Here is a 22,915-nt window from a genome sequence, read left to right on the forward strand (position 1 = left end):
TTATCCATTCATTTCAATGCAGCTGTGGTAAAGATCACGCCAGTTGGCGCCACGCTTTTTCATCACGTTTTCTAAATACTCTCTCCAAACGATTTGATCTTTTTCATCATCTTTAACAATCGCGCCTTGAAGCCCTGCGGCAAGATCATTTTCACAAATGGTGCCTGTGCCAAAACTTGCAGCAAGCGCCATGCTGTTGGTGATCAAAGAGATGGCTTCCGCCGTAGAAACCACGCCGCTTGGGCATTTGAGTTTCTGTTTTTGATCAAGGGTTTTGCCTTCACGCAGTTCGCGGAAAATGGTGACGATTTTTTCAATGTCCGCGCTTGTGGGTAATGCCGCTTTGAGTTGATAACTGCTGGCAATTTCAGCCACGCGTTTAGTGACAATGCTCACTTCAGTATCAAGCGTGCTTGGCGCAGGTAACACAATGATGTTAAAGCGGCGCTTGAGGGCAGAGGACATATCATTGACCCCTTTATCGCGTGTATTGGCAGTGGCAATGATGGCAAAACCACGTTGTGCGCGCTGTTCGCGGGCAAGTTCAGGCACAGAAACTGTTTTTTCAGACAAAATAGAGATCAATGCATCTTGCACTTCAGAGGCGCAGCGAGAAATCTCCTCAAAGCGTGCCACTGAACCTGTTTCCATTGCTCGGAAAATTGGGCTTTGGATCAAAGCCTCTTCAGATGGGCCATTCGCTAGAAGCATTGCATAGTTCCAGGAGTAACGAATGTGCTCTTCTGTCGTGCCGGCTGTGCCTTGCACCACTTTACCGGAATCACCACAGATGGCGGCGGTTAAGTTTTCAGATAACCATGATTTCGCGGTGCCCGGTTCGCCAATTAATAAGAGGGAGCGATCGGTTAAAAGTGTCGCAATGGCGATCTCCACTAAGCGATCATGACCAATGTATTTTGGTGTGATGATCACGCCATTTGCTTCACCGCCCACGATGAATTTAAGCACGGCTTTTGGGGAGAGCTGCCAACCGGCGGGTTTTTCCTGTGTGGCATCCTCTTTTTTAAGGGCATCTAACTCATGGGCATATAAAAGTTCTGCAGGTAAGCGCAGGGCATCGTTGGTTTTTTGAGCTTTTTTAGCCATGGGTGACTCCGTTGTTTTGCGCCGCGGCGCGTTGTGTGAGGTTGGCAAGATATTCAACGCTGCCTTGTGGCTTTTTGCCAAGGCGCGCAAACTCTGCATTGATTTTTTCGATGATGCGTGGCGCAGCTTTAGCACTGCCCATGCGTTCTTCTAAATATGCAAAAATTGTGCCCATTTTATCGTAGGATAAATAGTGCATCATATGAGTGAGGCACTCAATCATGCGCGGGCTATCTTTCGGCTCAAGGCCATGCAGTAGTGCTAAGACATCAAAGGCATTGTGAGCATTTTGACCACGTTTGGTGTAATTAGAGCGCAGCATCATTAAAAATTCTTGTGTGGAACAAAAATCATAGAGATCATCAGCCCAGCGTGGATCGGCATATTGTGGATTAGGCGCCGTCAATGCATATTGATAGAGCACATAAAAACGTGGCGCAATGCCATCGGTATAAGGTGAATTGTCCACTGAGTCAATCAAATAACAGAGGATGTTGGCAAAATTGATCACCTGATCCATCGGATAGAGCTGTTTAAACGCACGATAGATAAAATGCGGGCAGAAGCTTAAATGGCGCATATTCTCGATGAATAGTCTTCGTGCATAATGATCCTGTATCAGTACAGCATTTAATGTGCGTTCAAAATCAGGATGATCTTCGGGCAATCTTAGCTCACCAAAATAGCGGGCAATTGAGGATTGTAGGCGATCAAATTCTTCTGAAAAGGGTTTAAAATTGGCATCGCCCTGTTTTTGGCTGCGCTGACCTTCATAATCATTGAGTTGCTGGCTGAAACTGATTAAATGCTCGATGAGCTCAGGATAATAGATGTGGTCAAAAATACGCACATACGCATTGATGTGACGGAAAATATCAGCAGTTTTACCATAATCTTCTGACCACTCAAATGTGCTGAGTGCTTCAATCTGAGTCAATAGAGGGGCAAAGAACGTTGCATCATATCCTCTCAAATCTGTGAGGGATTGTAACGTGTTAGCCATGAGCTCAAGCGTGCTTAATTTTTGCGTGTTAAATGCCGCCATTAAGAAATCCCAAGCTTCTGGCAAAGGTGAACGCGCAAGTCCAAGATAAGCCGCTTCTTTCAACGCTTTTTTCTGACTTTTGGCAGCTGCTAATAAATGATCAAGATGATGCAAATTTCTTGAGAGCGCTGGCATCAATGCCACTTGTAGCTTCGTGGCTTTACCATTGAGGATATTGTCAATCCATTCATCGGTGAATGTGTGCCCAAGTTGATCAAGCAGTTCAATGCGGCGCGCATTGCCTTTATTGTCCACTAACGTGAGGTCTGCCAATAAAAACGGAATCATCGGTGCGCCAATGGCTGGAATGATGGTCTCGGCGACTTCATCAGCAATGTCTGCATATTTATCTTCAATGCCGCGGGCGATGTGGCTGTATAGGCGCACATCATGAATCAAGCCACGCGCATAAGCATCTGTGATGATTTCATAGCGCCCTGAACCTGTGGTATTCAATGCGGTGATGGTGGGGGCAAGTTCTAAATAAGTCAGCGGCGTTTTGAGGGTTTCGATGTCTAAGATCGGTTGGGGTGATGTTTGCTCGCCATTAATCACACTTTTGCCTTGTGTGTATAACACAGCATAGAGCAGGGTGGAGAGTGCAGTTAAATGGGCGGCGCTGTCTTGTGTCTCTGCATTGACCAAGGTGTGGATGTGCTCAGCAATTTTTTTAAAAATGGGGGCTTTTTCCCCCATTTTTTCAAAGATGGGCAGTAATTTTTGTAAGCGCGGATCATGATGAGCAAAACGGCTGCCCGCGATCATCAAGCGATTGACCTCTGTGCGTAGGTCGGATAAAGGCTGTAGTAACATAAATGGCGTCCTATTAGTAAATTAAGCGAATGATGCCATCTGTACGCACAATGGCGAGCACTTGTACGGCAAAGGTTGCAGAGGCTAAATCCGTGTGACAACGCACCACTAAAGCAGTATTGTCCGCAGTTTCTGGCAATAGATTGGCCAATAATGTGGTGGTTGGCTCACTGTTTTTAAGATCTTTGACCACTAATGTTGCACCCTTTTGATCCATCAAAACAGGCCTATCATCCACGAGCGCAGCACGATGAAAGGCAATGAGGGCAACGGGATATTTATCTGCCAGCGGATTTTTAATGCTGTTTTTCACAGATTTAATGAGCTCAGCATAATCAGTCGCAGCATACGTCAATGTACGGGCGTAATCGTTAGGTTCTGCGGCGCGCGTTTTGCACTCTTGATCTTCCCAGCGAATGCGCGGATTGACATCGCCAGGGTAAATGTACAAGGTATTTAGCGTATGAATCTCCGCGGTGGAATTCGTTTGCTGAATGTATTTAGCCGCGCGATAAGGGCGATAATTGAGGGTGGTGAAGATGCGCCCCGTATTTAAATTGAGCCATAAGCCTTCGTCCACGAATTCTTTGCGCGCAGTGTGATCAAAGACATTAAAAGAGAGCTGGATCAATGATGCATTTTCTTCAAATTGTTGCAATTCTGCCAATTCATTGATTTTCCAAGTGCGCCCAATTTGCTCCTCAATCGCGGAGCTCACATCAGGCGATTGCGTGGGTTCTGCATGCCATGTGGTTAAATGCGCACGGCTCTTTTTAAGAAGGGTTGCGATGTAATTGACTTGATCAATGGCGATGGTGTAATCATCCGCTTCAATGTGTGTAATGGCGACAATCAGGTGATTAAATGCCGTTTGAATGCCATTGATGTTGTAATTTCCGAGCTCTTTAATTTGTGCTTGATAGGCATCAATGAGCTGACCATCTAATGCGGCTAAGCCAGAATGCACAATGCTATTGAGGAGAGTGTCTGCAATATCCAGCCCAAGCAGCTGTTGATCAATGCGCTTACGCACCGTGGTGGCGTTGATTTTTTTGGGCTTGTCAGCACTTTTTGCGCTTGCAGCGTCTGCCTTTTTCTTTTCCGCACGCATCTCCATTTTCCCACGCTTTGCGGCGATGTCGTCAGGGACAGGATGCTCTGCAAATTGCGTGGGTGCATTGCTATAGAGATAGAGCAGGCCAAGGGCATGTTTACATGGGAACTGACGGCTCGGGCACGTACAGCGGAACACAGGATTGTGCTCATCAATATAGTCAGCAGAGCAGTAATAAGGATTTTTACCGCTGCCTGCGCACTCTGCCCAGATCAAATCTTGATCGGGTGAGATTTGCATCTGACTGAATTTACTTTTCGCATAGAGCGCATAGCCATTTTTAGCGGCTGCTGCGTTCGGTGCGAGCGATACAATGCTCGATTCGTTGATGTTCATACTCACTCACTTCTGTTATGGATATGTAGCTCGATATATTTCCGTGTAGGATAACAAAATCGCGCCCAAATAAAATAGAAGCAAGTGAATAAAAAACATGCAAATCAAAAGGATTTATCGAGGTGTTCTCAAGCCACCTTGTACGCCATTTGGGCTCCACATGATTTGCCACAATTGGATTTCTCGAGAGCGAAAAGCCCCCGCGCAAACCAATAAATAGTAGCGGAACATGCGTTCAAATCGCGGTGTATATTGATCACATAATTCTGGCCAAGCGGCTTGAAAACGCTCAAACCAAGCCATCAACGTGCGATCATAATCCGCGCCAAAGTTGTGCCAGTCTTCCATCACCCATTGATTTTCACTGGCATCGGCAATTTTTTGCATGGAGGGTAAAATGCCATTCGGGAAGATGTATTTCTCAATCCAAGGATCAACGTTGATTTTATTGTATTTTGAGCCAATGGTGTGCAATAAAAAGAGCCCATCTTCCTTAATGTTGCGGCGCACTACATTAAAATATTCACGATAATTTTTAGGGCCCACATGCTCAAACATTCCAACGGAAACAATGCGATCAAATTGATCATTGAGATCACGATAATCTTCCAACAAAATGGTGACATCTAAATCTTGACAGCGATCTTGTGCAAATTGCTGCTGCTCTTTTGAGATGGTGACGCCAGTGACGCAAACGCCATAATGTTGTGCAGCATAAGCAGACAATCCGCCCCAGCCGCAGCCAATGTCCAATAAACGCATGCCGGGTTTTAATTCAAGTTTTTGGCAAATGAGTTCTAATTTATCGCGCTGGGCACTTTCTAAGTCCGTGGCGGTTTTCCAATAGCCGCAGGAGTATTGCATGTAAGGATCTAGCATGTGCATGAACAGATCATTTCCAAGGTCATAATGCTCTTTACCCACGATCCATGCACGGCTTTTGTTCTGTAGGTTCCAAATGCGCGCGGCGAGGATTCTCAAAGTGTCATGCCAATTATTTGGTAATTGATCGTCTAATTTTGCACTTAGTACGCGCGTGAAGAAAATATCGAGGCGCTCACAATCCCACCAACCGTCCATATAGCTTTCGCCAAGGCCAATGGAGCCTTGTTGCAACACGCGATCAAAAAAATCAGGATGATTGACTGTGATGTCATAAGGACGTGTTCCATTGATCTCGATCCCCGCTTTATGGAGCATTTCTTCAATGATGCGTTGTGAATGCGCAACTTTTTTTGATGCTACCTCTGTCATTTGACTCATAACATTCTCCCATGGTCATTTTGTTCATAATCATCTTTCGATTGTGGGGATGGTATTTATATGAATGATTAAAAAATGAATAATCAATATATTATCTAAAATTATATGATTGGGGGATTGATAATTTTAATGGTGAGTTTTGGGTGCAATTGGCATGAATTAGTTAAAGTTATAACCAAATTTTCGGGTTAATAATATCTGCTTCCACCAGTTTTCTCGCGCTAAAATCACATTATCATTTGTTGTGGATTTGAAAATATCCAAAATAGAATAACGAAAATTTTGTTTGATGTAGTCATCCGTTAGCACTTTGAGTCCAACGTTGCCGCCATGATATGTTCTCACATAAGCTTGCCAACGATTCAATAACATATCTTCGCCATAAGCTGCGCCGATATACATCTTTCCTGTTGCTTGATCGGTGATTAAATAAACACCTTTTTGGTTTCTCAGTGCAGTTTTCCATGTATCCTTGTCAAGGACACGAGCAAGATCATGCCATGAAAGATCTATATTTTCATATCCGGGAAATAAATCCTCATTGAAAATATCAGGTAGAATTTCATGCACAGAACAATCATCAATCACAGACAGTGCATTTCTGATCATCATTTGGCTTTTATTCTTATATGAAATAATCAAGCGACCAATGTAAGGCTCATATTCAGGCAGTGATTCATATTCATAACCCATACCATTAAGAATATTTAAATCTTTTGTCACTCGACCGATGTGAAATAAGAGCCATTGATTTTCTGACGCATTAATTTTGATGAATCCAAGATTGATCTGCCCAACTTTATAGGATTTATTACGTTTATAGTTCCAATATTGACCTGTCATGATGCGATCAACATTCCCATTTTTAAACATATCAATGGGATTTCTGTTTCCATCAAGCATTAAGTTAAAACGGATTTTGGTATTTATCAAGTCATCTAATTTTAAAATGTCATTAAGTTTAATCATAGTAATGTCCCATTTTTTATGATCAAGAATAACAGACAATAAAAAAGCCCTTAGCATTGCTAAGGGCTTTCTCAATATGGCGGAGGCGGTGGGATTCGAACTCACGAACGGTTTAACCCGTTGCCGGTTTTCAAGACCGGTGCCTTCAACCACTCGGCCACGCCTCCAAAAGAGAAGCTCATTATATATAAAAATTTCATTGTTGCAAGTTTTTATGTTGTAGTTTTTTTGATCAATGGCTGATTTAAGGTGTAAATTTGATTTATCTAATTGATTATAAAATATAAATTATTCCTCTAAAAGATGTATTATGCCTAAAACTTAAGCAAAATTATGCATATCTATGCGTAAAAAAATCATGATGCAGTGTTGATGTGAAAGATTGACAAAGGATAAAAACGCGCTATGATCAAGATTCACTGTTTTTTTGGGCACGTTATGACACATTTATTCGCAACTTATTACGATTATTATCTCCACTTCGCGGGGAGATGTTGTTGCGTGTACCAAAAATAACCACACAAACAATCATCGAAGCCCGCACACTGCGGGCTTTTTTTATACCTAAGGAAAATGAGATGGCCTCACTGACACAATTGAAAACATTACCCGCAACTGAATCCATCATCAGTGGCATTACGAATGCAGATGATCTAAAAATTGCTATAGAGATGGGCGCAACCTATGCAGGACTCATTTTTGTGCTCACATCGCCTTATGGCATTGCCATTGATGCAGCGCTTGAGTTTGCAGAGGCTTCGCCCATTCCGCTCATTGGCATTTTTCAAAATTCTGACCTTGAGGACATCTTATATGTGAGTGAGCAGATTCCATTGTTTGCCGTTTTGCTCAATGGTTGGGAAACACAGGGTTTTATCAATGACCTTCGAGCGCGTTTACCGATGCACATTAAAATTATTAAAATCGCTCATATGTGTGATGGTAACCCGAAAATGAATTATCAAAATGTGGACTTTTACCTCCTTGGTGGCCATGTTGGGGAACAATTGACACCTAATTGGGCGCTTTTAGAGCATTTAAACATGGAGAATGTCTTTCTCTCTGGCAACTGGGTGAATGATACAACACCGCCAAAAGTGGCTAAAAAGCTGTTAGGTTTTGAGATGAATGTTAAAATGATGGTATAACAGCATAACCAATTAACCACAAAAAGGAGGAGTGGTGATGATACGTTGCGTTCGGATGTGGACAGGTGACGATGGTAACTCTCAGTTTGAAGAGGGCTTTATAACATTAAAATCGGGGGAGCGTGGGGATCACGCAAGTTTTAGCATTCCTGTCAAAGAGTTGTCGTTTCGTGAAACAACCTCAGGGGGCTCATATGATTGGCATCAAGATCCCGTGCCACGATATGTCATTACATTATCAGGCACTTTAGAGTTCGAAATGAAAAATGGCGCTACATTTGTACTCCATCAAGGTGATATACTATTGGCGCAGGATAACAGCGGTACAGGTCATAAATGGCGTTTAATTGGCGATGAGCCTTGGCGACGTGCTTATGTGGTGTATCAAGATGATGCTGATTTATGTTTTGTGCCAACAGTGAAGAAATAGGGAGAAGTGATGAGTCAATCCATGACAGAACAGGCGGATGTCGTTTTAATTGGCGGCGGGATTATGAGCGCGACGCTCGCCACATTTTTAAAAGAACTCGAACCGTCGTTAAATATAATGATGTTTGAACGCTTAGAAGATTGCGCACAAGAGAGTTCGTTTCCATGGAATAATGCGGGTACAGGTCACGCTGCCCATTGTGAATTAAATTACACACCACAAAAATCAGACGGCACGGTTGACATCAGTAAAGCTGTGAAAGTCAATACTGAGTTTGATGTGTCACGCCAATTGTGGACATATTTAGTCAAAGCAGGCAAGATCGAAAATCCTCGTGATTTCATCACGCCATGCCCACACATGAGCTTTGTGTGGGGCGATGCAAATGTTCAGTTTTTGCGTCAACGTTTTAAACAATTGTCCGAGCATCATTGCTTTGGGGCGATGGAATTTACAGAAGATCGCGCACAGATCGAAGCGTGGGCACCTTTGATCATGGAAGGGCGCGGCACAGATTTACCATTAGCCGCCACGCGTTCTTTAGAAGGCACGGATGTGGATTTTGGCGCTTTAACTCACTTATTAATGAAAGAATTGGTGAAGCAACCAGGATTCACGGTGAATTACCAGCACGAAGTGTTGGATTTAAAAGACAATGGCCAAGGCGGCTGGCGCGTTATGGTGAAGGATTTAAAATCTGGCCAAAAATGTGACATTTCTGCCAAATTTGTCTTCGTTGGGGCAGGTGGCCGCTCCATTGATTTGTTGCAAAAATCGGGCATTCCTGAAGGTAAAGGGTATGGCGGTTTTCCAGTCAGTGGCATTTGGTTGCGTTGTGATGATGAATCGATTGCCTCACGCCATGAAGCAAAAGTGTATGGTAAAGCCTCCACGGGTTCACCACCAATGTCTGTTCCGCATTTAGACACGCGCGTGGTCAATGGTAAACGCTCACTATTGTTTGGTCCTTATGCAGGTTTCTCCACAAAATTCTTAAAACACGGTTCGTACATGGATTTGTTCGGTTCCATCAAAGGCAATAACATTGAGCCGATGCTAGCGGTTGCAAAAGACAACTGGGATTTGACGAAATATTTAATTGGTCAAGTGTTGCAAAGTTCACAAAGTCAATTCAATGCATTAAAAGATTTCTATCCAAATGCAGAGCGCATCCATTGGAATAAAGCGGTGGCGGGTCAGCGAGTGCAGATCATTCGCCCAAATAAAGAGAAAAAAGGCGTGTTGGAATTTGGTACAGAGCTCATCACCAATGAAAACAAATCCTTGGCAGTATTGTTAGGGGCATCGCCTGGTGCTTCAACTGCGGCACAAATGGCACTGAATGTGCTCAATAAATGTTTTGCTGATGATATGGCACAAACCGATTGGCAAGCGCGTTTAAAAGCGATGATCCCAAGCTATGGCATTGATTTGAAAGTGGATGCACAAGCATGCCGCGACATTAGAAGCGAAACGACAGAAGTATTGAAGCTAAAGATGTGATAATTATGTTACCAAGTGTATAATTAATGTTTATTCAACATTCATTTTCATAAGGTAACATTATGTCATCATTTTTTTCTCTGCCTGCATTGCTCGGCGGATTGCTCATTGGGCTCTCCGCCGCAATTTATTTTCTCTTTTTAGGGCGCGTGATGGGCGTCAGTGGCATTTTAGGCAATCTATTGAGCCGCTGTGGTTTGACAAGTTGGCGCTTGCTGTTTGTGGTGGGTGTGATCATCTCCCCTTGGATTTATAGTCTCATCGCACCTTTACCTGTGCCAGAAATCACGAATAATAAAATTCTGCTCATTGTGGCAGGCTTACTTGTGGGCGTTGGCGCTGCATTAAGCTCCGGTTGTACAAGCGGACACTCCATTTGTGGCATTTCACGTTTGTCGCCAACGTCTGTGGTGGTGACGATGATCTTTATGGTGGCGGGCGGCATTGCTGTCTTTTTCGTGAAACATTTATTGAGACTGTAGGGGGCAATATGTACGCATTGATTTCATTGATCGCAGGCATCGTATTTGGTTTGGGTTTGATTTTATCGGGGATGGCCAATCCCGCGGTGGTACAAGGATTCTTAGATGTCTTTGGCGCTTGGAATCCTGCTTTAATGTGGGTGATGGTGGGCGCTTTGGTGGTGAGTTTCATTGCCGTCACGATCCTTAAAAAACGCGGTCAAACGCTCTTAGGTGAGCCGCATCATTTGCCCACTAATACGCCTTTGGATCAAAAACTCATCATTGGCGGATTGATCTTTGGTGTGGGTTGGGGCTTGGTGGGTATTTGTCCTGCACCTGCTTTGGTTTTAGTCGGTGAAGGTAGCAGCGATGGCTTAATCTTTGCCGCAGCCATGATCATTGGCTTATTCATCCCACGATTATTTAAAAAATAATGGGTCGGCTTTAAAAGAAAAGCTCAGCATGGCTGAGCTTTTTTGTTGGGCATTAAGATCGTTCAAGTGCTTCAATCGGCGCAAGTTGTGCGGCTCTTCGTGCCGGGAAATAACCAAAGAGCATGCCAATGGCGCTCGATGCCCCTAAGGCAATAATGATTGAGCTTGCAGAAAAGCCCACGCTTAAATCCATCTTCAATTGATTGATGCCAAAGCCCGCAGCATATGCCACTAAAATTCCCACGATGCCACCGAGCAGACACACCAGCACCGCCTCAATTAAAAACTGCATGGAGATGTCGCTTTTACGCGCACCCACCGCCATGCGCATGCCGATCTCTTTGGTGCGCTCTGCCACAGAGACAAGCATGATGTTCATCACACCAATGCCGCCGACCACAAGGGAGATCATGGCAATGGAGAAGATCAAAAAGCGCATCATAAACGTGGTTTCTTCTAAGAGTTCTTTAAAGGAATCGGCGGTGAAGATGAAAAAGTCCTTGCTGCCGTGGAGCTGCGTCATGAGATTGGTGAGGGTTTGCTCTGCCAATTTCATGTCAATGTTATCCTGCACAGTGACGGTAATGTTGCGAAGATAGCTCTGCCCAAGTAAGCGCTTCATGGCGGTAGAATAGGGAATCATTACATTAAGATTGCTATAGCCGCCAGCGCGTTGCGCTTTTGAGGTGGCAACACCAATGACGCGCACCGGTAAACGGTTCATGATGATCACCTCGCCAATGGGATCGGTGCCATCGCTAAAGAGTTCATCACGCGTGCCTTCATCAATCACCACTTCAAGGCTTAAATTCTCTTCACTGGTTTCATCAAAAAAGATGCCTTCTGCGGGCGTGTAGCCTTCAGTTTCAAAATATTGGCTGCCCACACCCATGACGGAGACATTTTTTTCCGTATTGCCATAGCGGGCAAGGGCGGATGTTGCCACAACGGGCGTCACATTTTTGACAAAGGGCTGCTGCTTTAAGAATTCCACATCTTGTGGCGTTAAACTGCGCACGCGCCCTGAGCGAGCATCGCCAAAGCCGCTGCCGGGATAAATGGTGAGCGTACTTGTGCCCATCGAGTTGATGTTGCTTAAAATTTGGTTCATGGTGCCTTGCCCAAGGGCAATGACGAGCACCACAGAGGCAATGCCAATGATGATGCCAAGCATGGTTAAAAAGGTGCGCATTCGCTGCATGGACATAGAGATCAATGCCATACGAAAGGCATTGAGCACGCGATCCATCATCAAGATCCACGATGCGCCGCGTTTGCTGGTCAAAGGCGGAAGATCCACAGTAGGCGCATGGGTTGGTAAAGTGGGCGGCGTATTTTTCTCATCACGGATCACATGACCATCTTTGAGCTCAATGATGCGTGTGGCATGCTTGGCAACATTCGGATCATGGGTGACCAAAATAATCGTGTGTCCCGCTTGATTGAGCTCTTGCAAGATTTTGAGCACTTGCTCGCCACTTTCACTGTCAAGTGCACCGGTGGGCTCATCGGCTAAAATCACCTCGCCACCATTCATTAAAGCACGCGCAATGCTGACGCGTTGCTGCTGACCGCCTGAAAGCTGCGTGGGATAATATTTGATGCGCTCTTTGAGTCCAAGGGCGGCTAATAAGGCATCGGCACGGGTTTTGCGTTGATGGGGCGAAAAACCTGCATATATGGCGGGCACTTCCACATTGCCTTGAGCATTCAACGTAGATAATAGATGGTAACGCTGAAAGATGAAACCAAAGTGCTCACGGCGCAGCTCTGCCAATTGATCATCATCGTAGTGGCCAATGTTTTCCCCATGGAAATGATAATCGCCGGTAGAAGCCTGATCTAAGCAGCCTAAAATGTTCATCAAGGTGGATTTGCCCGAGCCCGATGCGCCAATGATGGCCACCATTTCCCCAGCCTCAATGGTCAGATCAATGCCTTTAAGGATTTGTACCGTTTGATCCCCTGATTGAAAGGCGCGGGTGATGCCAGATAACTCAATGAGTGCCATGGCTTACCTCATTCGCGGCATACGGTTGGGGCCATTTTTGGCATCTGAACTCGTTTCAGAGAGCACAATCACCTCATCGCCCGTTAAACCATCGATCACTTCTGTGTGGATATTATTACTGATGCCCAACGTCACTTTTTTCGGGGCAATGGTGCCATCGCTATTTTTGACCCACACATAAGCTTCATTCGGCTGCAATCGTCCTTCTGGCATGGGGAGATTAGAGGGTTTAAAGCGCGTTGCCATGGTGGAAATGGTGGGTTGATTCGTCACGCCATCAACCACAATGTAAACTTGCGCCGTCATGTCGATTCTAAAGCGGCGCTCATGGTTGTCCACCGTTAAAATGCCTGCATAATAGATGGCTTCATTGCTGGCGGTGGTGGCTGTATTGCCTGTGGCGGTTTGGAATTTCTCGGGCGCAGGCTCTGTGGATTCTAGCGTGGCAGGATAGTGATTTTTTGGTTCACCCAAAATTGTGAAATATGCCTTCATGCCCGGTGTGATTTTGGTGATGTCCGCTTCAGAGATTTGTGCTTTGATGTTCATGGTGTCTAAATCCGCAACTTTCACAATGGTGGGCGCTGTTTGTGAGGCATTCACGGTTTGCCCCTCTTTCACTACGGTGGCCACCACAACGCCATCAATTGGGGAGATGATTTTAGTGTAATCTAAATCCAATTGTGCGGAGTCTAGCGCGATTTTTGCTTGGGCAATTTGTGCATCTAATGACTCAAGCTCAGCTTCTAGTACTTGTAGATTGGCCTCTGCCATGTCCACTTCAGATTGGGCGGTGGCTTTTTGTTTAATGAGGTTTTGTTGGCGCTGTAGATTAATGCGTGCATTGACGATTTGTGCTTGTTTTGCCACTTTTGCCGCTTGTACATTTTTAAGGCGTGCTTCGCTGTCTTTGACGGCATTTTGGCGGGGCAGGTCATCAATCTCTGCAAGTAATTGCCCTTTTGTCACCACATCGCCTAATTTAACGTGGAGCTTTTTGATCTGCCCTGAAACCTGTGCGCCCACTTCCACTTGTTCAGAGGCTTCTAGTTTGCCATCAGCTAAAATGATGACTTCTAAATCTTGCGTTTTGACGGTGTCGGTTAAATAGTAAATGGGCGTTTTGGTGAAATATTTTTGATACACGCCATAACCCACCGCGAGCGCCGCGATGAGGGTAAAGATCACAGTTTTTGTGCGTTTGATTTTCATGATGAACTATCCTAACAGTGTGCACGGGATTATAGCGAAGAAAACCGATAAATTTGTATAGAGAATGTAAAGGTTTACGGGTCATTGCGGCGTTTGAGGATGCGATAGAGCACAAGCAGGATGAGCAATGCGCCCATTAAACTAATGCCAAGGGTATCCCCAAGTTTGACATATGCCGTCAATCCCTGTTGACCTGTGATGTCATGGGTTAAGGTGGTGGCGGTAAAAAGCGGCGCTTTGGCGATGATGTTGCCGTGATGATCCACAAATGCCGTCACGCCTGTATTTGTGGCGCGGGCAATGGGGCGGGCAAACTCAAGGGCGCGCGCTTGCACAATTTGTAAATGTTGCCACGGCGCAAGGGAGTCGCCAAACCATGCATCATTACTGATGTTCACTAAAAAGCCACTTTGCTCTGCTTGATAACGCAGTGATTCCCCAAAGACGGCCTCAAAGCAAATGGAACCGGTGGTTTGTGTGCTAAATTGTGGGAAGGTGAAGGGCGCTTGCTGCGCTTGGCCTTTTGTGAAGCCCACCAGCGGCATGTTGATCCAATCATAAATGGTGCCAAAGATGGCAGGGGCAGGAATGTATTCGCCAAAAGGCAAGAGGCGATGCTTATCATAAAATTGATCCGCGTTTGCCGTTTGCCCTAGATGGACAAAGGCATTAAATTGTTCAAGGGCTGCATTTTCTCTCGGGATGCCGATTAAAATCTCAGTGTCCGTCAGGTCAGACCAATGACGAAGATTATTCATCAAATCAGAGACTTGATCATAATAGGCAACGACGGCTGTTTCTGGCCAGATCACAAGATTTGCTTGCTCAATCACAGTACTGGTGAGATCCACATACGTTTGAATGGATTGATAAAAATGGGCTTCATCAAACTTTTGATCCTGCGTGATGTTGCCTTGGACTAAAGCGATGTTGAGGGTTTCGGATTGATCCTCAATCGGGTCGCTCATGCGTGAAAAAATAGCGGTGATCAGAGCAATGGCAACGATGCCAATGGCCATTGGCACAAGGTTTTTAAGGGATCTGACATGCACAACGATGTACAGCAGCAATCCTGCCATAAAATAGATCACAAAACTTGAGAGCAATGCGCCAAAAGTGGGAAAGAGCCATAAGGCAAAGGGTGTATCCGTCAGTGAATAGCCGAGCGCCAACCATGGAAAACCCGTGAAAAGATGTGCGCGCAACACTTCTAACAGTGTGCCCAGCGTTGGCAGCCACACAAGATAACGTAGGGCGGGCGGAAAATTAAATTTACGTACGCCGTATAGAAGCGCACCATAATAGAGGGCAAGATAAGCAGCGAGCAACAACACCATCGCAATGGCTAAAGGGAGCGGCGCACCGCCAAATTGATGGACGCTGATGCGCACCCACCACAATCCCACCGTAAACATGCTTAAACCAAAGAGAAAACCCAGCCAACCGCTTGCCTTTGCGCTGCGGGATTGCACCGAATAGATGAAGGATGCGAGCGCAATCGGTGCCACATACCAAGCATGAAAAGGTGCAAAAGCCAAAGGCATCAATGCGCCGAATAAAAGGGCGATGATGGGGGGTAAAAAGCGTTGGGTTAGTTGCATGCCGTTAATCCTAGTGCCGTATAAATCTCATTGATGATGTTGCGATATTGTCCTGCCCACAAAATGTCCCCTAAAAAGCGATGGGGATTGTCTCTGGGCTTGAGTACTTTACTATGTTTTCGGTTCGTTAAGTAGAGGATGGTTAAATCATATTGTGGGTCAATGACGCATACGCAGCCCGTCCAACCTGTGTGACCGTAGGCGCGATCTGAAGCAAATTGTCCAAAATGGTATTGCATGTCGCCCCCTTGATTGAGGCGCCAACCGAGCCCAAAGCTGGGATCATGTTGTTGACTGTGGACAAATTGCTGTTGAATCTCTGGCATGAAAAAGGGCTGTGGTGCCGTCATGAGTTGCAACGCTTGATAAAGCGCTTGGCAATTGGCAAAAAGCCCAGCATGACCAGATATGCCCGCCATACAGTGAAATGCCTTTTCATCTTGCACTTCGCCGTGCACTGTGTGCATGCGGACGTTGGCAAAGTCAATGGTATGATCGCGGGTATTGCCATGCAACTCTGTGGGGGCGATGTCATCGTGTGAATAGCCATGTGCAAGCGGTGTAAAGGTGATGCGCTCATGTTTGAGCATAGAAAAGGCTTGTCGCCAAAGGTGATCAAAGGGCGCGCCATAAAGATGCTCTAATGCAAAGGTTAAGAGCATAAAGTCCACATCGGAATAGAGGGATTGAGTGCCTGGCGTGTGAATGAGCGGGGCAGATAACAGTTTTGGGAGAAATTCTGCCCGATTCTGACAAAAGAGCGCAGGATTATAATGCGCATCATAAAATAGAGGATTCGGTTCAAAGCCCGCTTCATGCGCAAGCAACATGCGAAGGGTGATGTGTGCTTTATCTGTGAATTGATCATTAGCAAATTGTGCAGGAAAAATTTCTGCTAAGGTTGAATTGAGATCAAGCACTGCCGTTTGCGCATAATATTGATACAAATAGGTGGTGGCAAAGATTTTAGTGAGGGAGGCAATGTCATACATTGTCTGGCACGTGGCATTGCCATAGGCTTGATGATGGAGGATGGTTTCGGATTGAGCGATCAATAATTGCGCAGAATCAAGCCCTGCATCGATCGATGCGCGAATGTTTGTCTCAAGATTTGCCAGTAGCATTTCAACAGGTTCCATAAGATATGAACCTTATATTTTAGGTGACAAAAAAGAGAAAAGTGCGATGTGGCTAAAAGTTAGTCATGTGCGGCGCTTGACCAAAGTGAATTAATAGTGTTTAATGCTCACCTGCATTAGCGATGAAACATTGCAAAATGGCTCGATAGCTCAGTTGGTAGAGCAGAGGATTGAAAATCCTCGTGTCGACAGTTCGATTCTGTCTCGAGCCACCATTAATGCAAACACAATACGGCTCGATAGCTCAGTTGGTAGAGCAGAGGATTGAAAATCCTCGTGTCGACAGTTCGATTCTGTCTCGAGCCACCATATTCTAGAGAACAGTAAAATACATTGCTATTTTACTGTTTTTGTTTTATACTAAAAAAACTTAAATGGGGGCGTTCTTGGATTCGACGGGGATGTTGAAGTTTGAGGTGCATGTCGAGAAGGTCGAGAGTCTCGTAAAAACGCGGCAATCAGTTATAATTGCAAACGATAATAACTACGCTTTAGCAGCTTAAGCCTGCTAACTGATCTTACTACTGTGTTCGTTCGGTGGTAACATCAGTCAACTTAAACGATCTAGAGAGATGTTTGCCTAGGAGCACCCTCTCGAAACCTAACTAGGACAGCTGTTTGTTATCCTGCCGGTCGGATGAGACACAGTTAAATTGAAGACACGGCTAAACATGTAGTACCAAGGATGGATAGTTTTCGGACGCGGGTTCAAATCCCGCCGCCTCCACCAGATAACATAAATACTGATTAAGAGTATTTGACGGAAAGCCACTAAAACACTGAGTTTGAGTGGCTTTTTTATTGCTTATGGTTTAGGTTGAATGGGTTTGTTTTAGAGTAAAATGGAAGTAAAAATGGTAGTATATTAATTTTACTCAATAGATATACTACTATTATGGCTAGAATCATCGTACCACTGACGGTTAAGCAAGTGAAAGATGCTAAACCACAAGAGAAGCTTTATAGATTATATGATGGTAATGGCTTGCAACTTTGCATTCATCCAAGTGGGAGTAAAGTTTGGCGCTTTGATTATCATGATCATAATAAAAAACGAAAAACATATACGATTGGTGATGCAAATTTAATTACATTAGCAGATGCAAGAATAAAGCGTGATGCATTAAAGCTTCAGTTAATCAATGGTGAAGCCATTCAAACCAGCAGTAATCATACATATGAATCCGTTTTTATGGATTGGTATGAACGTTGGAAGCATGGTGTTTCAGAGCGTCATCATACAAGAGCAATGAATACAATGGTTGCTGATGTATTTCCCAAAATAGGAAATATGAAAATCCATGAAATTGAAGCTAAGCATGTTGTTGATGCTCTTTTGGCTGTGGAAGCGCGAGAAGCACTGGCTCAATTAATTAAAACTAAATCATTTATTAAGATGGCATTTGATTTTGCTGTTGCGAGAGGTTTATGTAAATATAATCCTGTTATTCAAGTGTCTAATCAAGCATTTAAAACAAGAAAAGCAAAACAGTTTAAGTCTGTTGATCAAGATAAAATTTATCAGTTCTTTGAGTTATTTCAGAATGAAAATGTGAGTTTGTCAGGTAGATTATGTACTGAATTCATCTTTAGAAATATCACTAGGCCTGTTGAGTCTGCCACAGCTAGGTGGGATCAATATGATGAAAAACAGCAATGCATCATAATTGAAGGTGAGGATATGAAAATAGATCGCAATCACTATATTCCTCTATCCCACCAATCTATTGCTATATTAGATAAAATGAAAATGCTTAGTAAAGGTGGTACCTATATTTTTCCACGAAGTAATTTTGTTGATCATATGAGTATCTCATATCCATTAACATTGGCTAAAAGGCATGGAATTGATACAACAATTCATGGATTAAGGCATTTAGCTTCAACAATTTTGAATGAAACAGGTTTATTTAATAGAGATGTGATTGAATCATGTTTGGCTCATGCTGATGAAAATAAAACGCGTGTGATTTACAATAAAGCCAAATATATCAAACAGAAAAGAGAAGTATTGCAATGGTGGAGTGATTTTATTGATAAGTGCTCAACCCAAAAGGGTAATCTTGCTGCTTTAGATGAATTGCATCTAATTTTGAATGATTAAAAGAATATAGGTAAGGAATAGATATGATTAATGAAAATTTAAATAAGATTGATGCTTTGCGAGATCAGATCCATAGCTTACGTCCATTGCCTGAGTTGACACTTTCATCGTTGCAAGAAGCTATGAATCTTGAATGGATCTATCATTCGAATGCCATTGAAGGTAATACGCTGACACTGAATGAAACTAAGGTTATCCTTGAGGGATTAACAGTTGGCCAGGGCAAAACATTACGCGAGCATTTAGAAGTTATCAATCACCAGGAAGCAATTGATTATATCCAATCTCTCATTCAGAGTGATGCAGATTTAACTGAAAATATTATTAAAGAAACGCATTATTTGGTGACGAAAAACACAGTTAAAGATGCAGGAGCATATCGAACACAAAATGTTGTAATTAGTGGAGCATCAACAACGCCACCTAACCATATCAAAGTGCCTGAAGCGATGGCGGAATTGATTCAGTGGTTCAATAGTGAAGAATTTAATCAATATCATCCTGTGATTCGCGCAGCTATATTTCATAACGAGTTTGTAAAAATTCATCCATTCAGTGATGGTAATGGTCGTACAGGCCGTTTATTAAGCAATTTGATCCTCATGCAAGCTGATTATCTACCCGTCATCATTCGTGCTGAAAATCGCTTGGCTTATTACGATGCATTGGATTTGGCTTGCCGAGCACAAGATTATTCATTGATTAATGAATTATTTATCCAGGAAGAATTGAGATCTTTGGAAAGATATTGGGATATTGTTGGGTGATATGGTAATCCTCCCATTAATAACCGAAGTTAAAAGTAGAGGTTAAGCAACCATTAAAGGTGGCTTTCCTTGGTTAGCTTGATGTGGTCTTTCATGATTATAATGCCAAAGCCACTTGGTGGCATAATTTTGTACTTCTTCAAGCGTATCAAACAAATTTTGGCTCAACCAACTATAGACCAAACTTGATTAGCCTTAATGGGCTCTTTCAAGGGCTCAGACTGATGTCTTTTTAATCGTCTTTTAGGTTTAATTCGTAGATTCAAAGCAAGAGCATCATCCCCTTTTTTAGGACTTCAAAACTTAAATCAATCCTTGCACGTGTATGTGTCGAAAAACGCCTTTTTTGAATAGCCATCTTATTTATAGGCTATATTATAATGATCTAATTTTTGAGTAGAGCTCAGGGGTATTATGCGATCTTTAATGTGGTTTCGATCTGATTTACGAATTCATGATAATGAAGCTTTATATAAAGCGACTCAAAATCAGCAGGCGATTGCACTTTTTATCATTGCCCATGAAGACTGGCAAAAGCATCATGATGCTAAATTGAAACTGGCGTTTATGTGGAGAAATCTACAAGCACTTCAAAAGGCGCTTGACCATAAAAATATTCCTTTAAAGATCATTGAAGTAGATTCATGGGCACAAATCCCAGAGCGCATCAATCAATTGATGCTCGACCATCAAATCTCATCGCTGTATTTTAATCATGAGGTGGGCATTAATGAAGTCGAAAGAGATCGTGCGGTTTATCGACAATTAAAAAAGAGTGGTTTTAAGATTAATCATTGCCACGATAAAACATTGGTCAAACTCGGCTCGATACTCAATGGAGACAATAACCCTTATAAGGTTTTTACGGCTTTTAAAAAGCGATTGATAGAAGTGTTGGAACATCAACCGTTTGAGAATGATTGTGAGATTCCTGTGCAAGTGCCAACAGGGCTCACAAGTGATGACATTCAGGTGAATCCTTACCAAGCGTTTGATGATTTAGCGTATCAAGCAGGCGAAGATGCAGCGTTTGGCGTGCTGCAAGATTTCTTAAAAGAGGATATTTTTCATTACCATAATCATCGGGATATTCCTGCGATCGATGGCACCAGTCGTTTATCACCCTATCTTGCGCAAGGCGTTGTTTCTGTCAAAGCGTTATTGAGAGAAGCGTTAATTCTCAATGAAGGGCATTTTAAAACGGGCGATGAAGGCATTCTGACTTGGATGAATGAGCTGTATTGGCGGGAATTTTATTACCATATCATGTGGAATTTCCCGAATGTTTCTAAGAATCGAGCTTTTCAGGAGAAAACAGAAAAAATTCAATGGCGAGACAATGAGGCAGATTTTGACGCCTGGAAAAATGGCAAAACAGGCGTGCCCATCGTCGATGCATTTATGAGGCAACTCAAAGCAACAGGCTGGATGCATAATCGAGGGCGAATGATTACCGCGATGTTTTTAACAAAAAATCTCTTAATCGATTGGCGCAAAGGGGAAGCATGGTTTATGCAAAATCTCATTGATGGCGATTTTGCTGCCAACAATGGCGGATGGCAATGGTCGGCGTCTACAGGCACCGATGCCGTGCCGTATTTTAGGATCTTTAATCCTGTGACGCAGTCTGAGCGATTTGATCCAAAGGGTGATTTCATTCGTCAATGGTGCCCGGAATTATCGCATTTAGATCATCAGCAGATTCATAAAGTGCAGAAAAATGTCATTGTGGATCTGAAAAGTAGTCGGATCAGGGCAATAGAGGCGTTTAAACGTTTGTCGGAGTAGTATTGAGTCACCTTTTATTGTCATACATTTGGGTGGATTGATGAGTCAACAAAAATACTATGCTGTTCGTGTTGGTCGTCAGCCTGGGATTTATCAAACCTGGGCAGAATGTCAGGCTCAAACGAATGGATTTAAAGGCGCTGTCTTCAAAAGTTTCCCGATTTTAGCCGATGCAGAGGCATTTTTATTAAGCACAGAAAGTCTACAAAAAGACAAAAGTCAGAATAAAAGCGTAAAAAGTAAAATAGCGCCCATCATTGAGGATTATGATCAGCGCGTGATTGCGGACTTAAAAAATGCTAGGGTTGTGGCATTTGTTGATGGTAGCTTTAGTGATTCAACGGGTGTGCCTCTTGCTGGATTTGGCTGTTATATCCTGCATCAGGATGAAATCAAACCTGTTGAGATTGGCAAGAAGATGGCGACTGATCAGTATGCTTCAAGCCGAAATATTGCACCCGAAGTTTTTGGGGCTTTAGAAGCTTTAAACTGGGCATCTAGCCATGGATACAAGGCGATTACGATTTATCATGATTTGCAAAATACGGGTAAATGGGCAAGGGGCGAATATCAAGCGCATGCTGATATTTCGAAACTCTTTATGGCAGAATTGGCAAAATACCAAAAGATCTTGGACATTGAATTTGTGTGGGTCAAAGGCCATGCTGGTATAGAATATAACGAGAAAGCGGATCAATTGGCATATCAGGCGATGCTCTCATAGAGATAATTAAAGAACTATAATAGAAAGGATATTACGCATGCAATTAATTAAAGATCAATTAGTTAAACATCCAGCTCAACCACAATGGGGAGTGGGCGTCGTGATTGAAGATAGTCGTCATGACATTGTTGAAATTTTTTTTACAGAATTAAATGAAACCAAAAGATTGTCTTTGAATCGAGTCCAATTAGAACTCATTGAAGATGCTAGCTTTCGACACCGCAATTTAATTGTTAGGGATCGTAATAAAAATATTAAAGGCTTAATCGACTATTTTTTAGAAGTTTTTCCAGCGGGATTCGATGATATTAAATATATTGAAAACGAGCGGTTAGATAAAGAATTAATCACTAGATTGGCAGCAGAATGGTTATCTCAAGACGTTATGCATGATGCTTTGCAGAATAAAAATTTTGAGTATATTGCTAAAAGTGCACAGAAATTAATCAGTCGCGATAAAATGAATTTAATTTCTACATTCGAAGTGATTAAGTTCAATGATGCATTGAAACATCAATTGCATCAGCAAAATTTTGCTTATGGATTATATGATTTGCTTTATGGGAATGAGAGTGATTTTCAAGATAATTTTATGAAATTCTCAGAAGTTTTATCAGAGATGGATGCTCAAAAGTGGCCGATTATGACGTTTTTTCTTTTTGTTTTTTATCCACACAAACATATATTTGTGAAGCCAAGCATTACACAAGATATAGCAAAAGTGTGTGATTTTAATATTCAATATAAGCCTGAAGTGAACTATTTAACATATAAGAAAATACTGATGTTAGCTGAGTCTATTAAAACGCATTTGATCAATGCATCTTTACCACCTAAAGATATGATAGATTTACAGTCTTTTATGTGGAGCGTTGAAAAATATTAGTTTACACATTGTCATTCGGTTGCTGACCATAACTTTAGAGCCATGATGCTTGTGAAT

At 43.1% G+C, this 22,915-nt stretch carries 19 protein-coding genes, 3 tRNA genes, 1 other RNA gene and 1 pseudogene; 13 read left to right on the forward strand and 11 right to left on the reverse strand.

Features of this window, described 5'->3' with window-relative positions:
- The 6 genes from B143_RS0101210 to B143_RS0101235 all read right to left on the reverse strand — a co-directional run bounded on the left by B143_RS0101210 (position 1) and on the right by B143_RS0101235 (position 6,814).
- Positions 1–1,107 (reverse strand): ATP-binding protein, encoded by a 1,107-nt coding sequence (locus B143_RS0101210; RefSeq protein ID WP_018121853.1) that lies wholly within the window; start codon positions 1,105–1,107, stop codon positions 1–3.
- Complete coding sequence (locus tag B143_RS0101215; protein ID WP_018121854.1) at positions 1,100–2,965, reverse strand: hypothetical protein; 1,866 nt, start codon at positions 2,963–2,965, stop codon at positions 1,100–1,102. Before B143_RS0101215 ends, B143_RS0101210 begins: the two co-directional genes overlap by 8 nt.
- 13 nt (positions 2,966–2,978) lie before the next feature.
- The gene (locus B143_RS0101220) at positions 2,979–4,415 is read right to left on the reverse strand and encodes an SWIM zinc finger family protein (protein WP_018121855.1); all 1,437 of its coding nucleotides are present in this window, start codon (positions 4,413–4,415) and stop codon (positions 2,979–2,981) included.
- A gap of 114 nt (positions 4,416–4,529) precedes the next feature.
- Positions 4,530–5,678 carry a cyclopropane fatty acyl phospholipid synthase gene (cfa, locus tag B143_RS0101225; RefSeq protein WP_026165660.1) on the reverse strand — a complete coding sequence of 383 codons (1,149 nt, stop codon included), beginning with the start codon at positions 5,676–5,678 and terminating at the stop codon, positions 4,530–4,532.
- Between the two features lie 159 nt (positions 5,679–5,837).
- Positions 5,838–6,647, reverse strand: a complete 810-nt coding sequence (locus B143_RS0101230) for a GIY-YIG nuclease family protein (RefSeq protein WP_018121857.1) — start codon at positions 6,645–6,647, stop codon at positions 5,838–5,840.
- Positions 6,648–6,724: 77 nt separating this feature from the next.
- A tRNA-Ser gene (locus B143_RS0101235) sits at positions 6,725–6,814 on the reverse strand.
- 411 nt (positions 6,815–7,225) lie between these two features.
- Between B143_RS0101235 and trpF the strand changes: the two genes are divergently transcribed.
- The 5 genes from trpF to B143_RS0101260 all read left to right on the forward strand — a co-directional run bounded on the left by trpF (position 7,226) and on the right by B143_RS0101260 (position 10,626).
- Positions 7,226–7,795, forward strand: a complete 570-nt coding sequence (trpF, locus tag B143_RS0101240; protein ID WP_018121858.1) for a phosphoribosylanthranilate isomerase — start codon at positions 7,226–7,228, stop codon at positions 7,793–7,795.
- Positions 7,796–7,832: 37 nt separating this feature from the next.
- Positions 7,833–8,225 carry a cupin domain-containing protein gene (locus B143_RS0101245; RefSeq protein WP_026165662.1) on the forward strand — a complete coding sequence of 131 codons (393 nt, stop codon included), beginning with the start codon at positions 7,833–7,835 and terminating at the stop codon, positions 8,223–8,225.
- Positions 8,226–8,234: 9 nt separating this feature from the next.
- Positions 8,235–9,728: a malate dehydrogenase (quinone) gene (gene mqo / locus B143_RS0101250; RefSeq protein ID WP_018121859.1), complete on the forward strand. Its 1,494-nt coding sequence runs from the start codon at positions 8,235–8,237 to the stop codon at positions 9,726–9,728.
- Between the two features lie 62 nt (positions 9,729–9,790).
- On the forward strand, positions 9,791–10,210 hold the full coding sequence (locus B143_RS0101255) for a YeeE/YedE family protein (protein WP_018121860.1): 420 nt from the start codon (positions 9,791–9,793) through the stop codon (positions 10,208–10,210).
- Between the two features lie 8 nt (positions 10,211–10,218).
- Positions 10,219–10,626: a YeeE/YedE family protein gene (locus B143_RS0101260; RefSeq protein WP_018121861.1), complete on the forward strand. Its 408-nt coding sequence runs from the start codon at positions 10,219–10,221 to the stop codon at positions 10,624–10,626.
- A gap of 52 nt (positions 10,627–10,678) precedes the next feature.
- Here the strand turns inward: B143_RS0101260 and B143_RS0101265 are convergent, their stop codons facing one another.
- The 4 genes from B143_RS0101265 to B143_RS0101280 all read right to left on the reverse strand — a co-directional run bounded on the left by B143_RS0101265 (position 10,679) and on the right by B143_RS0101280 (position 16,589).
- Positions 10,679–12,637: a MacB family efflux pump subunit gene (locus B143_RS0101265; protein WP_018121862.1), complete on the reverse strand. Its 1,959-nt coding sequence runs from the start codon at positions 12,635–12,637 to the stop codon at positions 10,679–10,681.
- 3 nt (positions 12,638–12,640) lie between these two features.
- Positions 12,641–13,849 (reverse strand): efflux RND transporter periplasmic adaptor subunit, encoded by a 1,209-nt coding sequence (locus B143_RS0101270; RefSeq protein WP_018121863.1) that lies wholly within the window; start codon positions 13,847–13,849, stop codon positions 12,641–12,643.
- 74 nt (positions 13,850–13,923) lie between these two features.
- Positions 13,924–15,450: an apolipoprotein N-acyltransferase gene (gene lnt / locus B143_RS0101275; RefSeq protein ID WP_018121864.1), complete on the reverse strand. Its 1,527-nt coding sequence runs from the start codon at positions 15,448–15,450 to the stop codon at positions 13,924–13,926.
- On the reverse strand, positions 15,441–16,589 hold the full coding sequence (locus B143_RS0101280; RefSeq protein WP_018121865.1) for a serine hydrolase: 1,149 nt from the start codon (positions 16,587–16,589) through the stop codon (positions 15,441–15,443). Before B143_RS0101280 ends, lnt begins: the two co-directional genes overlap by 10 nt.
- Before the next feature lie 139 nt (positions 16,590–16,728).
- Between B143_RS0101280 and B143_RS0101285 the strand changes: the two genes are divergently transcribed.
- The 5 genes from B143_RS0101285 (at position 16,729) to B143_RS0101300 (ending at position 19,460) form a co-directional block, all read left to right on the forward strand.
- A tRNA-Phe gene (locus tag B143_RS0101285) sits at positions 16,729–16,804 on the forward strand.
- Positions 16,805–16,822: 18 nt separating this feature from the next.
- Positions 16,823–16,898 (forward strand) — tRNA-Phe (locus tag B143_RS0101290).
- A gap of 67 nt (positions 16,899–16,965) precedes the next feature.
- Positions 16,966–17,319, forward strand: a transfer-messenger RNA (tmRNA) gene (gene ssrA / locus B143_RS09835).
- Positions 17,320–17,484: 165 nt separating this feature from the next.
- The gene (locus B143_RS0101295) at positions 17,485–18,693 is read left to right on the forward strand and encodes a tyrosine-type recombinase/integrase (RefSeq protein ID WP_018121866.1); all 1,209 of its coding nucleotides are present in this window, start codon (positions 17,485–17,487) and stop codon (positions 18,691–18,693) included.
- Between the two features lie 23 nt (positions 18,694–18,716).
- Entirely contained in the window at positions 18,717–19,460 is a 744-nt protein-coding gene (locus B143_RS0101300) for a Fic family protein (RefSeq protein ID WP_018121867.1), read from the forward strand.
- A 42-nt stretch (positions 19,461–19,502) separates the two neighbouring features.
- Here the strand turns inward: B143_RS0101300 and B143_RS10140 are convergent.
- Positions 19,503–19,637 (reverse strand): annotated as a pseudogene (locus B143_RS10140) (integrase core domain-containing protein); the annotation flags it as partial.
- A gap of 237 nt (positions 19,638–19,874) precedes the next feature.
- Between B143_RS10140 and B143_RS0101305 the strand changes: the two are divergent.
- The 3 genes from B143_RS0101305 to B143_RS0101315 are packed head-to-tail and all read left to right on the forward strand — an operon-like array spanning position 19,875 to position 22,858.
- Positions 19,875–21,248, forward strand: a complete 1,374-nt coding sequence (locus B143_RS0101305; protein ID WP_038195668.1) for a cryptochrome/photolyase family protein — start codon at positions 19,875–19,877, stop codon at positions 21,246–21,248.
- Positions 21,249–21,288: 40 nt separating this feature from the next.
- Positions 21,289–21,972, forward strand: a complete 684-nt coding sequence (locus tag B143_RS0101310) for a ribonuclease H1 domain-containing protein (protein ID WP_018121869.1) — start codon at positions 21,289–21,291, stop codon at positions 21,970–21,972.
- Between the two features lie 37 nt (positions 21,973–22,009).
- Positions 22,010–22,858 (forward strand): DUF3553 domain-containing protein, encoded by an 849-nt coding sequence (locus B143_RS0101315; RefSeq protein ID WP_018121870.1) that lies wholly within the window; start codon positions 22,010–22,012, stop codon positions 22,856–22,858.
- Positions 22,859–22,915: the final 57 nt, after the last annotated feature.

This window comes from Wohlfahrtiimonas chitiniclastica DSM 18708 (genome assembly GCF_000375345.1).
GTDB classification, from domain to species: Bacteria; Pseudomonadota; Gammaproteobacteria; order Cardiobacteriales; family Wohlfahrtiimonadaceae; genus Wohlfahrtiimonas; species Wohlfahrtiimonas chitiniclastica.